Annotated in this window: 10 protein-coding genes; 2 read left to right on the top strand and 8 right to left on the bottom strand. The window is 72.1% G+C overall.

Translation table 11 applies throughout. The features are described from left to right. Nucleotides 1-79 precede the first annotated feature (79 nt). From IEZ01_RS28985 to IEZ01_RS28965, 5 genes are all read right to left on the bottom strand, one after another. Nucleotides 80-1,303, bottom strand: coding sequence for an amidohydrolase (locus IEZ01_RS28985; RefSeq protein WP_189204676.1), 1,224 nt, complete (start codon nucleotides 1,301-1,303; stop codon nucleotides 80-82). Between the two features lie 214 nt (nucleotides 1,304-1,517). After that, on the bottom strand, nucleotides 1,518-2,606 hold the full coding sequence (locus tag IEZ01_RS28980; RefSeq protein ID WP_019888945.1) for a hypothetical protein: 1,089 nt from the start codon (nucleotides 2,604-2,606) through the stop codon (nucleotides 1,518-1,520). Continuing rightward, a complete protein-coding gene (locus tag IEZ01_RS28975) occupies nucleotides 2,603-3,496 on the bottom strand; it encodes an N-acetylneuraminate synthase family protein (protein ID WP_019888944.1) in 894 nt (297 codons plus the stop codon). Before IEZ01_RS28975 ends, IEZ01_RS28980 begins: the two co-directional genes overlap by 4 nt. Before the next feature lie 52 nt (nucleotides 3,497-3,548). Further along, nucleotides 3,549-4,739: an N-acylneuraminate cytidylyltransferase gene (locus IEZ01_RS28970; RefSeq protein ID WP_189204631.1), complete on the bottom strand. Its 1,191-nt coding sequence runs from the start codon at nucleotides 4,737-4,739 to the stop codon at nucleotides 3,549-3,551. Next, nucleotides 4,739-6,043 carry a DUF6716 putative glycosyltransferase gene (locus IEZ01_RS28965; RefSeq protein ID WP_189204629.1) on the bottom strand — a complete coding sequence of 435 codons (1,305 nt, stop codon included), beginning with the start codon at nucleotides 6,041-6,043 and terminating at the stop codon, nucleotides 4,739-4,741. The genes IEZ01_RS28970 and IEZ01_RS28965 overlap by 1 nt, the downstream gene beginning before the upstream one ends. Before the next feature lie 208 nt (nucleotides 6,044-6,251). Between IEZ01_RS28965 and IEZ01_RS28960 the strand changes: the two genes are divergently transcribed. Together IEZ01_RS28960 and IEZ01_RS28955 are read left to right on the top strand one after the other, a co-directional pair. After that, entirely contained in the window at nucleotides 6,252-7,229 is a 978-nt protein-coding gene (locus tag IEZ01_RS28960; RefSeq protein ID WP_019888941.1) for a glycosyltransferase family 2 protein, read from the top strand. Between the two features lie 62 nt (nucleotides 7,230-7,291). Beyond that, nucleotides 7,292-8,620, top strand: coding sequence for an alpha-2,8-polysialyltransferase family protein (locus IEZ01_RS28955; protein WP_229833268.1), 1,329 nt, complete (start codon nucleotides 7,292-7,294; stop codon nucleotides 8,618-8,620). A 186-nt stretch (nucleotides 8,621-8,806) separates the two neighbouring features. On the opposite strand, the gene IEZ01_RS28950 is transcribed toward IEZ01_RS28955, so the two are convergent. The 3 genes from IEZ01_RS28950 to IEZ01_RS28940 form a co-directional block, all read right to left on the bottom strand. Beyond that, nucleotides 8,807-9,619 carry a MerR family transcriptional regulator gene (locus IEZ01_RS28950; protein ID WP_189204627.1) on the bottom strand — a complete coding sequence of 271 codons (813 nt, stop codon included), beginning with the start codon at nucleotides 9,617-9,619 and terminating at the stop codon, nucleotides 8,807-8,809. A gap of 37 nt (nucleotides 9,620-9,656) precedes the next feature. Then, entirely contained in the window at nucleotides 9,657-10,310 is a 654-nt protein-coding gene (gene leuE, locus IEZ01_RS28945) for a leucine efflux protein LeuE (protein WP_019888938.1), read from the bottom strand. A gap of 100 nt (nucleotides 10,311-10,410) precedes the next feature. After that, nucleotides 10,411-11,991, bottom strand: coding sequence for an acyl-CoA mutase large subunit family protein (locus IEZ01_RS28940; protein WP_189204625.1), 1,581 nt, complete (start codon nucleotides 11,989-11,991; stop codon nucleotides 10,411-10,413). Between the last annotated feature and the right edge of the window lie 155 nt (nucleotides 11,992-12,146).

The raw sequence follows: 12,146 nt of genomic DNA, 5'->3' as shown, positions 1-12,146 counted from the left end.
AAAGCCCCGTACGGAAGCTGTTATCGGATCGTCGCGAACGGAAGGTGTCAGAAATGTGTCATGGCTGATTACCGATCGTTCACCGCTGGTTGCTGTCGATCAGCGCGGCGGCGGTAAAGAGCTCGACACCCACCTTGATGGCCCGCTCGTCGGCGTCGAAATCACCGCAATGGAGGTCCCGCCGGGCGTTGTCACCCGGCCTGCGGACGCCGAGCCGGGCCATGGCGCCGGGCACGTGCTCCAGGTACCAGGAGAAGTCCTCGCCGCCGAGGCTCTGCTCGGTGTCCTCGACGGTGTGCGGCCCGCGCCGGGCGGCCATGGCGTCGCGCAGCAGGTCGGTGACGGCCGGGTCGTTGACGACGGGCGGGACGCCCCGGATGTAGTTGATCTGCGACTTGGCCTTGTGGAGGTTGGCGATCTCGTCGATGGCGGCGTGCACCAGGTCCGGGGCCTCGTGCCAGGCAGCGAGGTCCAGGCAGCGGACGGTGCCGGAGAGCTCGGCGTGCTGCGGGATCACATTGCACGCGTGCCCGGCCTCGATCCGGCCCCAGGTCACGGCGAGGCCGGCGCGGGTGTCGACCCGGCGCGACAGCAGGGCCGGGACCTCGGTGGCGACCTTGGCTGCGGCGGTGACGAGGTCGGTGGTCAGATGCGGGCGGGCGCTGTGGCCGCCGGGGCCGTCGAGGGTGACTTCGAGCCGGTCGCAGGCGGAGGTGATGGCGCCGGGCCGCAGTCCGATCCGCCCTGCGTCGACCCGCGGGTCGCAGTGCACGGCGATGATCCGGCCGACCCCGTCGAGGACGCCCGACTCGATGGCGTCGGGCGCGCCACCGGGCAGGACCTCCTCGGCGGGCTGGAAGATCAGCCGTACGGCGTGCCGGAGCAGTCCCTTGCTGTGCAGGTCTGCGAGGACGAGTCCGGCGCCGAGGACGGTGGTGGTGTGGATGTCGTGCCCGCAGGCGTGGGCGCGGTCCGGCACGGTCGAGCGGTACGGGACGTCCGTCTTGGTGTCCGGAATGGGCAGGGCGTCGATGTCCGCGCGCAGCGCCAGCATGGGCCGCTCCCGGTCCCAGGTACCGATGTCGCACATGAGCCCCGTGCCCGTGACCAGGATCCGGGGGGCGAGCCCCGCGGCCTCCAGCCGGGCCTTGATCGCGGCGGTCGTACGGAACTCCTGGTTGCCGAGCTCGGGGTGCATGTGCAGGTCCCGACGGAAGTCGATCAGCTCGGAGAGCAGGGGTTCGGTCAGGGTGCCGGTCAGGGGTGTGTCGCCGGGCAGGCCGGCGTCGGGCTCGCGGGACATCAACTGGTTCACCTGTTGAAGGGTACGGCGGGTCGGGGGCCAACTGTCCGTCGATCAACAAAAGTTCAGCCCGATAGGGGAAGAAAAGTGGTCGCCGGAGGCATGACTTTCCGTCCGGGTGGGTACGCTGCCCCAACTTCGGCATCTTGGCCTGGACAGCGCGGCAGCCACCTGTGCGCCTACCCCGACCGGCGCGCGGCACCCGCGAACGCCGTCAGAGCGCCCGGAGATGCGGCGAGTCCCCGAAAGCCACCCGCTGTACGTGGTCGGCCGCGGTGCCGGTGACTCCTTCCAGGAAGCCGCGCGCGCGGGGTGAGGCGGTGTGGCGCAGCCATTCGGGGGCGATCTCGCAGACCGCGATCCGTACGCCGGTGCCTTCGAGGGCGAGCGGGAGGGTGTGGACGACGGTGGAGGGGAAGCTGAGCACGGTGTGGCCGACCGGGCCGCGCCGGGCGATCAGTTCGAGGGGGAGGTCGGGGCGGACGATCTCCAGTCCTGTGTCGACCGCGATCCGGTGGAGTTTCTCCACGCTCTCGCGGCGGTGGGCGAAGTAGCGGGTGGCGCCGTGTGCCCGGGCGAGGGCGGAGACGGCGTCGGCGTACTGGTCGGGGTCGACGACGCCGGTCTCGACGAGTGAGGTGCCGACGAGGTCCGCGCCGCGGGTGATGCGGGGTGGTCCGAAGCGGGCGCGGGTCCACCGGAAGCCGTTGCGGGTCACGGTGGTGCCGGGCGGCGGTTCGACGGGGAGGGCCGTGAAGATTTCCACCGTGCGGCGGCGGCCGGGGGCGAGGCGGCGACGGGCGAGGGCGCCGACCGGGGCGAGGGCGAGCTCGCGGGGGCCGCGGCTGCCGCGCCGGTGCCAGCGTACGAGCCGTTCGCCGCGGGCGAGCTGGCCGGCGAACTCCATGGTGGCGGTGCCGTCGTCGACGACGGTGATCCGGGTCGTACGGACGAGGGTGAGCAGGAGCTGGACGTAGCGGGAGAAGGGGTCGCCGATGACGATCCGTTCGGCGCGGTTCAGCTCCGGGACGAGCGCGCGCAGGGTACGCGGGACGGCGCCGGCGCCGCCGCGGGCTTCCTGCCAGCGCACCGTCACGCCCTCGTCGCGGGCCAGCTCGGCCATGCGGCGGAGCTGGCCGCGGGACATCGGGTCGGTGGGGGGAAGGACCACGACAGTGACGTCCCGGCCGGGGGACGTGGGGGTGCGCTGGGCCGGGATGGCGGGGAGTGTCGAGGTGTGGGCCCATTCCAGGACGTTCAGGAGCTGGACGGGGCTCTCGACGAACGCCAGCTGGCCGGTCATGCCGCCACGAGGCCCTGGACCCGGCGGAGCTTCTTCATCGGGCCGAGTTCGGAGTCGTACACCTTCTTGATGCCGTCGCCGAGGGCGGTCTCGATGGTGCGGATGTCGCGGACGAGGCGGGTGAGGCCGCCGGGCTCGACGGAGGCGGCCTGGTCGGAGCCCCACATGGCGCGGTCGAGGGTGATGTGGCGCTCGACGAAGCAGGCGCCGAGGGCGACGGCGGCGAGGGTGGTCTGCAGTCCGGTCTCGTGGCCGGAGTAGCCGATCGGGACGTTCGGGTACTCCTGCTGGAGGGTGTTGATCACCCGCAGGTTGAGCTCCTCGGCCTTGGCCGGGTAGGTCGAGGTGGCGTGGCAGAGCACGATGCTGGCGCTGCCGAGGACCTCGACGGCGTGCCGGATCTGGCGCGGGGTCGACATGCCGGTGGAGAGGACGACGGTGCGGCCGGTGGCGCGCAGGGCGCGCAGCAGCTCGTCGTCGGTGAGGGAGGCGGAGGCGACCTTGTGGGCGGGGACGTCGAACTTCTCCAGGAAGGCGACGGCCTCGGTGTCCCAGGGGGAGGCGAACCAGTCGATGCCGCGCTTGCGGCAGTGCTCGTCGATCTTGCGGTACTCCTCCTCGCCGAACTCGACGCGGTGGCGGTAGTCGATGTACGTCATCCGGCCCCAGGGGGTGTCGCGCTCGACGTCCCACTGGTCGCGGGGGGTGCAGATCTCCGGGGTGCGCTTCTGGAACTTGACCGCGTCGCAGCCGGCGTCGGCGGCGGCGTCGATCAGGGCGAAGGCGTTGCCGAGGTCGCCGTTGTGGTTGATGCCGATCTCACCGGTGATGTAGACGGGGCGGCCGGGGCCCGCGGTCGAGGAGCCGAAGGTGCGCAGACGGGAGGTCATGGATCCGGGTTCCTTACGGGGTGTGGACTACGGGGGGGGTGAGGCGTGGGGGTCAGGGGGTGGCGGAGGTGCTGAGGGTGGGGCCGAGGAGCCAGCCGGCGATCTCGCGGATGGCGCCGGCGCCGCCGGGGGTGACGGTGACGACCCGGGCCGCGGCCCGTACGGCGTCATGGGCGCTCGCCACCGCGACGGGCCAGCCGACCAGGGAGAAGCACGGCAGGTCGTTGACGTCGTTCCCGGCGTAGAGCACCCGCTGCGGGTCGACGCCGTACTCCTCGCACCAGTGCTTCAGGGCGAGGTCCTTGCGGTCGATGCCGTGCAGGACGGGGATGTGCAGCTTGCGGGCGCGCGCGGCGACGACGGGGTTGCGCTCGGTGGAGAGGATGAGCAGGTGCAGTCCGGCGCGGCGCAGCGCGGCGATGCCGAGGCCGTCGCCGCGGTGTACGGAGACGAATTCGCGGCCGTCGGAGTCGACGATGACGCGGTCGTCGGTCTGGGTGCCGTCGAAGTCGAGGACGACGGCGTCGATGTCCTCGCGGCCGGGGGTGGTGGTGTGCGCGGGTCCGTCGAGGAGGGGGGCGAGGGCGCGGGCGCGCTCCAGGTCGTGCGGGTCGTCGATCTCCAGGACGCGCGCCGGGTCGGTGGCGACCAGGGCGGTGCGGCCGAAGAAGCGGTGCTCGTGGCTGCGGAAGCCCTTGGCGTCCATGGCGTAGGCGGCGCCGGTCTCCAGGAAGTCCTGGGGGCGGTCCTGGCGGCGGGGGCGGTGGGCCTTGTCGTGGTTGACGCCGCGGGCGCCGTCCTCGGGCCGGCGCCACACGAAGCCGTGGAAGGGGGCGACGGTGACGGCGGTGTCGGCGCCGAGCTCGGCGACCTCGGCGACGACGCCGTCCACGTCCTCGCGGGTGAGGAAGGGGCTGGTGCACTGGACGAGGAGGACCACGTCGACCGGGCGTTCGTGCAGCGCCTCGAAGGCGTCCATGGCGTGCAGGACGGCCGACTCGCTGGTGGAGGTGTCGGTGGCGAGCCGCGCGGGGCGGTGCACGGCCTCGGCGCCGGCGGCGCGGGCGGCCGCGGCGACGGCCGGGTCGTCGGTGGTCACGACGACGTCGGTGACCAGGCGGGCGGCCCGGCAGGCGCGGACCGCGCGGGCGACGAGCGGGATGCCGCCGACGGGGGCGAGGTTCTTGGCGGGGACGCCCTTGGAGCCGCCCCTCGCGGGGATCACGGCGAGCACGGTGGTCATCAGAGTTCTCCCAGGCGGCGGATGACGGGGGCCACGCGCTGGACGCCGTGCCGGTACGCGCCGCGTGCCATGTCCCGGACCACGCGGCGTACGCCCGATACGGGGGCGGCCGGTGTGGCGGCGTCGAGACGGTGGCGGGCGAGGATGCCGGGCAGATAGCCGGGTGCGGTGGCGGGTGTGTAGTACGGGGCGAGCGGCGGCAGCCGGTCCTGGCCGCGCAGGTGGGCGACGCGGGCGCGGGCCGCGTCGAAGGCGGTGGCGTACGCCCCTCCACCTACGCCGGGCGGCGTGGGGGGACCGCCAGCGGCGACGCCCTGGCGGGCCAGCCAGTCGGGGTCGGGCTCGGGACGGTGGCCGCCGTCGAGCCGGTCCCAGGAGGTGAGCAGTCCCGAGCCGAGGAAGTGGTGGTTGCCGAGCGGCTCGCGGATCCCGAGGTCGGTGAGGACCGCGGTGGGGATGCGGCGGTGCAGGGCTTCCAGGGCGGCCGTGGAGGAGACGGTGACCAGCAGGTCGGTACGGTCGAGGACCTCGCCCATGTGCCCGTACACCAGGCGGAAGTTGCGCGGGGCCGCGATGCCCTTGGCGAGCCGCTGGTAGGGGAGCTCCTCCAGGTGCGTGGTGTGTTCGCCGGGGCGGGAGCGGAGTTTGAGGAGCACCTCGCGGTGCGGGTGGAGCCGGGCGTGCTCGACGAGGCGGCGCAGCAGGTACGTACGGTCGGCGCGGGATTCCGGTACGGACGGCTGCGCGGCGAAGACGACGGTGTCCCGGCCGGCCTTCGGGGCGTACGGGTCGCCGCCGAGGAAGGGCAGCGCGGCCTCGACGACCGAGGAGGGGTCGGCGCCCACGCCTTCGTACACGGCGCGGAAACGCTCGGCGTCGTGGCGGGAGTTGGCGAGGACGACGTCCGCTCCGTGCCGCAGGAGGAGTCCGTCGGCGAGCTTCTCGTAGACGACGCCGACATAGCCGGTGACGATCACGGGCCGGCCCTCGACGGGCTGGGCGGCCAGGCCCTGGAGCATGGCCTGGACGGTGCCGCCGGCGAGGGCGAGGACCACGACGTCGTATCCGCCGTCGCGTACCGCGTGCAGGAACTCGTGCCCGGTCACCTCGCTCGGAGCCGCGATGCCGGCCGCGACCTCGGCGAGCTGGCGCGCGGTCGGGGTGGCCCGGCCGCGCAGCAGGAAGCCGGTCACCTCCGACTCCTCGGGGGCGATGCGGCGGGCGGTGAGGGCGCCCCATTTCCACCGGGTGTCGGAGTCCGCGAGGACGGCGATCCGTGCGTGTTCGCTGGTACGTGATGGCACGCCGAGGACGTTAGAAAGGCATTCCGCTTCCTGGCCCAACTCGCCCACAACAAAGGGTGAACAGCATCACTACACACACTGAAAAAGCCAGGGAATCGCCCTGGAGTTCGCGCGGAACAAACGGGTTAACAGGTTCGACGCTCCGTATTCACCCGTCATCCCTTTTCCGGTCAGGGTGAATGCCGGGGGGCGGCCTAGCGTCACGCGGGTGGTCAAGCTCTCCGTCGTCGTGCCGTTCTACAACGTGCAGACATATGCCCCCGACACCCTGCGAAGTCTGCGGGCCAACGCCCGGGACGACTTCGAGTTCCTGCTGGTCGACGATTGTTCGACGGATGGAACACCCGAACTCCTGCGGCGCGCCGAACGGGAAATCCCGGGCGCGGTCCTGATCAGACACGAGCGCAACGGCGGCCTGGCCACCGCCCGCAACACCGGGCTCGACGCGGCCCGCGGGCGGTACCTCACCTTCCTGGACGGCGACGACTGGCTGACCCCCGGCCACTACGACCGGCTGGTCGCCGCCATGGACCGGCTCGGCTGCGACTTCGTCCGTACCGACCATGTGCGGTGCAAGGGCAGGGCGCGCACGGTCCATCGCGCCCCGGTGGGGCGGCGCGACGAGGTGCTGGACCCGCGCGAGGCGATACTGCCGGCGCACCGCACCACCTCGGTGGACTACCCCTACGCCTGGGCCGGGATGTACCACCGGCGCCTCCTGGAGCGGGGGCTGCTGCACTTCACGGACGGGCTGCGGACGGCCGAGGACCGGCCGTGGATCTGGCGGCTGCACCGCGAGGCGGAGTCGTTCGCCACGGTCGGCACCCTCGGGATCTTCTACCGCCGGGGGATCTCCACATCGCTCACACAGATTGGCGACATGCGTCAGCTCGATTTCATCCGGGCATTCGACCAGGTACTCGAAGAAACGTCGCAGGACCCTGATTCCGAACGGCTGATGCCGAAAGCGGTGCGCACGTACTGTGCGATTATCGCCCACCATCTCGGGACGATGGAGCGGTACGAGCCGCAGGTGGCGAAGAAATTGCGGTCGTGGAGCGCGGCGGCGTTGAAGCGTATGCCGCAGGACGCGCTCAAGGAGGCGCTGGCCGCGATGGACGCGGAGCGGGCGGCGCGGCTGCGGAAAGTGCGGCGCAGAGTGGTGCCGGCGGAGAGCGCGGCATGAGTGCGGGGACCCGGACGGAAATGATCACGAGCCGGCAGGCGGACGGAAAGGCGGCAGCACGGATGAGGACGACACAGATCTTCTTCGCCTCCACGCTGTACGGCGCGGTCACCCTGGCCGCCGCCCTGGACAGCGGCTGCTTCGCCCCGGCCGACCGCCGGATGCTGCTGGTCAGCACCAACGGCCCGGTGCCCGAGACCGCCACCCCGCTCGACGGGATGCCCGGCTTCGAACGGCTGCGGGGCCGGTTCGACTCCGTCGTCTCGTGGAACGACACGATCGCGCCGCTCCACCCCTCGGGCTGGTCGCCGCGCCCGGACGACATCCCGTTGTGGGAGCGGCAGCTGCGGCTGCTGTGGGGCCTCGGTGAGGACCGGGTCGAGCTCGTGGTGGAGTCCCTCCAGGTCGCCCCGGCCCTGTCGGTGGCCCAGCTCTTCCCGGACGCGCCGCTCGACGTGTACGCCGACGGGCTGATGAGCTACGGCCCCACCCGCAACAAGCTCGCCCCGCTGGTCGGGGAGCGGGTGCGGCGGGTGCTCCACCTGGACCTGGTGCCCGGTCTGACCCCGCTGCTGCTGGGCGAGTTCGGGGCGGTCCCCCGGCTCGTACCGACCGAGGCCTTCACGAAGGTCGTCGCCGAGCTCGCCCAGGACGAGGAGGAGCCGGGCCTGGACGCCCCGGTCCTGCTGCTCGGCCAGTACCTCTCGGCGCTCGGCATCCTCTCCCCCGCCGAGGAGGAGGACCTGCACCTGCGGATGGTGCGCGGCGCGGTCGTCCTCGGCCACAGCCGCCTCGTCTTCAAGCCGCACCCGTCGGCCCCGGCGGCCTGGTCGAAGACGCTGGAGCGGGAGGCGCTGGCGCTGGGCGCCGAGCTGACGGTCCTGGACCGGCCGGTCCTCGCCGAGGTCCTCTACCGTCAGCTGCGCCCCGCGCTGGTCGTCGGCTGCTTCTCGACGGCCCTGCTGACGGCGAGCACGTTCTACGGGATCCCGGTGGCCCGGATCGGCACGGGCATGCTGCTGGACCGGCTCACCCCGTACCAGAACAGCAACCGCGTCCCGGTCACCCTCGTGGACGCCCTGCTCCCCGACCTCAACGACCCGGCCGCCGTCACCGACTGGGCACCGCCGTCCGCGACCCAGGTGCGGGAGCGGGTGGCGGGCCTGATCGCCGCGGTCGGCTTCGCGATGCAGCCGCAGATCCGCGCGGACCTGCGCGGTGCGGCCGAACGCCACCTGTCGGAACGTCCGACCCCCGACACCTGGCGCTACTTCACCCGCCGCCGCCTGACGATCCTCGGCCTCCCGGGCGGCCTCCCCGTGCCACGCCACGCGGCGGTCCGCAGGATGGCCCGCCGGGCGAGACGGCTGAAGAGGGCGGCGCTGGGATAGGGGGCGGGGCGGGGCGGCAGCGGTCCGGGTGGCGCCGACGGCCCGTACGCCGGGCCGCCCGCGCCGGGGGTTCCGGTCGCCGGCCTGCTCGGCGACGTGGACGCCGGACGGCAGCCCGGCCCGAGCCCGACGCAGCGAGGGACGCCCGGCCTCGCGGCGCGGGCGCCCCTGCGGTTGTGTGCCGGGTCAGGCGCGGAGTACCGGTTCCTGGAGTTCCGTCACCCACTTGGCCGGGTCCTCCGCGTACTCCAGGCACAGTTCGCGGGCGTAGCCGACCGAGCGGTAGCCGTTGGTGTCGATCCAGGTCGCCAGGGTCTGGGCGGTCGGCAGGACGTCGTCCATCGAACCCCGGTGGACGACGGTCGCCGCCTGCTCGATGCCGGGCAGGACGACCACGTCGAAGTCGCCCTCGGCGCCCTCGGCGACCTGCAGACCCGCGTGGACGGTGACGCCGCCGTCCGGGGCGTCCTCGTAGTACGCCAGCCCGTCGCCGATCGGGGTCACCCCCGCGGCCTCCAGGCGGCGGCAGAGCTCCTCGTACAGCGGGCCGATCACGGGCCCGACGTCCTCGGGCTCGTAGCTCGCGGCGACCCCGCTCAGCTCGGCCAGCCGTACGGGCGGAACGCTCTTGATCACGACATCGGTGGCGGACATGTGTCCCTCACTCTCGATCGCACGGAGCCTCGCCTCGACCTGCGCGAGCCCTGCGGCCGCGGCCGCCATCACCGTCTCCAGTTCGGCGCGGCGCAGCCGCAGCATTCCGCGCAGCTCGTCCGCGCCGAGCTCCTCGTCGAGGATCGACCTCACCTGCTCCAAGGTGAAGCCGAGGTCCTTGAGGGCGATGACGCGGTTGAGCCGGGCGAGCTGCTCCGCCTCGTAGAAGCGGTAGCCGGTGCGGGGGTCGCTGTGGGCCGGGCGCAGCAGTCCGATCGCGTCGTAGTGGCGCAGCATGCGGACCGACACACGGCCGTGGCGGGCGAAGTCTCCGATGGTGAACATGACGACTCCTACTGCACGGCCTCACACGGTGTGAGGGTCAAGCACCGGCCGTCGAGAGTTTGACCGCGAAGCCGAGGAAGAGCGCGCCGGCGGCCGTGGTGGCCCCCGCCGACAGCCGCTTACGGCTGCGGAACGCGGCCGCGAGCCGTGTACCGCCGAAGATCAGCGTCGTCAGGTAGAGGAAGCTGCCGAGCTGAAGCAGCGTGCCGAGCACCAGGAAGGAGAGCGCCGGGTAGGCGTACCCGGGGTCCACGAACTGCACGAAGAAGGAGATCAGGAAGAGGATCGCCTTCGGGTTGAGCAGGCTGATGATCAGCGCCCGGCGGTAGGGGCGCTCGACCCCGCCGGTGGCTGCCTCCGCGGGCTGCTCGCCCGCCGGCTCCCCGCGCCGGCGCCACATCGCCCAGGCCGCCCGCAGCATCCCGATGGCCATCCAGGTCAGATAGCCCGCGCCCGCGTACTTCACGATCATGAAGAGCAGCGGGGTCGTCTGGAGCAGCGAGGCCGCGCCCAGCGCGGCCAGGGTCATCAGGACCGTGTCGCCCGTGAACACCCCGGCCGCGGCCTTGTAGCCGGTCCGGGTGCCCTTGCGGGCGGCGACGGACAGCACGTACAGGGAGTTCGGCCCCGGCAGCAGAATGATCAGGGCGAGGCCCGCGAGATACGTCGGCAGATCGGTGACACCCAGCATGGCCGGAGTCTGACACAGGCCTCGGACAGCGTGCCCGCCTATTCCGCGATACGGAATCCGATGACGCCGCGTCAGGGAGACACGGCCGGCCACGGGGCCCTCAGAAGGCGTCGCTGGGGACGTACGTGCCCCACACCTCCCGCAGCGCGCCGCACACCTCCCCCACTGTCGCCCGCGCCTTGAGGGCGGTCTTCATCGGGTACAGCACGTTCTCCGCGCCGCGCGCCGCCTCCTTGAGCTCCGCCAGCGCCGCGTCCACGGCCCCCTGGTCGCGCTCGGCGCGCAGCCGCGCGAGCCGCTCGGCCTGCTGGGCCTCGATGGCCGGGTCCACCCGCAGCGGCTCGTACGGTTCCTCCACGTCCGTGAGGAAACGGTTGACGCCGACCACGACCCGCTCGCCGCTGTCGGTCTCCTGGGCGATGCGGTAGGCGTTGCGCTCGATCTCCTCCTTCTGGAAGCCGCGCTCGATCGCGGCGACCGCCCCGCCCAGGTCCTCGACCCGCGCCATCAGCGTGAGCGCCGCCGCCTCCACGCCGTCCGTCATGCGCTCGACGGCGTACGACCCGGCGAAGGGGTCGACGGTCGCGGTCACGTCGGTCTCGTACGCGAGGACCTGCTGGGTCCGCAGGGCGAGCCGGGCGCTCTTGTCGGTGGGGAGCGCGATCGCCTCGTCGAAGGAGTTGGTGTGCAGCGACTGGGTGCCGCCGAGGACGGCCGCGAGGCCCTGGACGGCCACCCGCACCAGATTGACCTCGGGCTGCTGGGCGGTGAGCTGCACCCCTGCGGTCTGGGTGTGGAAGCGGAGCATCAGCGACTTGGGGTTCTGGGCGGCGAACTCCTCCTTCATGACCCTGGCCCAGATCCGGCGGGCGGCGCGGAACTTGGCGACCTCTTCGAGCAGGGTGGTGCGGGCCACGAAGAAGAAGGAGAGGCGGGGTGCGAAGTCGTCGACGTCCATGCCGGCGGCGACGGCCGTACGGACGTACTCGATACCGTCGGCGAGGGTGAAGGCGATCTCCTGCGCGGGCGAGGCGCCGGCCTCCGCCATGTGATAGCCGGAGATCGAGATCGTGTTCCATTTCGGGATCTCGGCCCGGCAGTAGCGGAAGATGTCCGCGATCAGGCGCAGGGACGGCGAGGGCGGGAAGATGTACGTCCCGCGCGCGATGTACTCCTTGAGCACGTCGTTCTGGATCGTGCCGGTGAGTTTGTCCGCCGCGACGCCCTGCTCCTCGGCGACCAGCTGGTAGAGCAGCAGGAGCAGCGCCGCCGGGGCGTTGATGGTCATCGAGGTGGAGACCTTGTCCAGCGGGATCCCCTGGAACAGCACCCGCATGTCGTCGAGCGAGTCGATGGCGACCCCGACCTTGCCGACCTCGCCGTGCGCGAGCGGGGCGTCGGAGTCGTGGCCCATCTGGGTGGGCAGGTCGAAGGCGACGGACAGGCCCGTGGTGCCGTGGGCGATCAGCTGCTGGTAGCGGGCGTTGGACTCGACGGCGGTGCCGAAGCCCGCGTACTGACGCATCGTCCAGGGCCGGCCGGTGTACATCGAGGGGTAGACGCCCCGGGTGAAGGGGTAACCGCCCGGTTCGCCGAGCTTCTCGGTGGGGTCCCATCCCGCCAGGTCACCGGGTCCGTAGACCGGTTCGACGGGCAGTCCCGACTCCGATTCGCGTGCCATGTAGCCTGCCTCCCGCTCGCCACCGCTGCTGTGTCCGACCTGTTACTCAGCATGGGGCGCGGAGCGCAACCAAGCACGCCCGGCGAGCATCACTACCTACACACCGACCGTCCCGGGGGGGCACTGATGTACCGCAAGTCCGTCATGAAGAGAAC

This window comes from Streptomyces purpureus, from assembly GCF_014648195.1.
GTDB lineage: Bacteria > Actinomycetota > Actinomycetes > Streptomycetales > Streptomycetaceae > Streptomyces > Streptomyces purpureus.
The sequence above is the reverse complement of the archived record's forward strand: the minus strand, read 5'-3'. Positions and strand labels throughout refer to the sequence as shown.

Excerpts from the sequence above, each read along its gene's own strand:
- IEZ01_RS28985 (WP_189204676.1), bottom strand. The coding sequence starts at position 1,303 with ATGTCCCGCGAGCCCGACGCCGGCCTGCCCGGCGACACACCCCTGACC.
- IEZ01_RS28980 (WP_019888945.1), bottom strand. The coding sequence starts at position 2,606 with ATGACCGGCCAGCTGGCGTTCGTCGAGAGCCCCGTCCAGCTCCTGAAC.
- IEZ01_RS28975 (WP_019888944.1), bottom strand. The coding sequence starts at position 3,496 with ATGACCTCCCGTCTGCGCACCTTCGGCTCCTCGACCGCGGGCCCCGGC.
- IEZ01_RS28970 (WP_189204631.1), bottom strand. The coding sequence starts at position 4,739 with ATGACCACCGTGCTCGCCGTGATCCCCGCGAGGGGCGGCTCCAAGGGC.
- IEZ01_RS28955 (WP_229833268.1), top strand. The coding sequence starts at position 7,292 with ATGAGGACGACACAGATCTTCTTCGCCTCCACGCTGTACGGCGCGGTC.
- IEZ01_RS28950 (WP_189204627.1), bottom strand. The coding sequence starts at position 9,619 with ATGTTCACCATCGGAGACTTCGCCCGCCACGGCCGTGTGTCGGTCCGC.
- leuE (WP_019888938.1), bottom strand. The coding sequence starts at position 10,310 with ATGCTGGGTGTCACCGATCTGCCGACGTATCTCGCGGGCCTCGCCCTG.
- IEZ01_RS28940 (WP_189204625.1), bottom strand. The coding sequence starts at position 11,991 with ATGGCACGCGAATCGGAGTCGGGACTGCCCGTCGAACCGGTCTACGGA.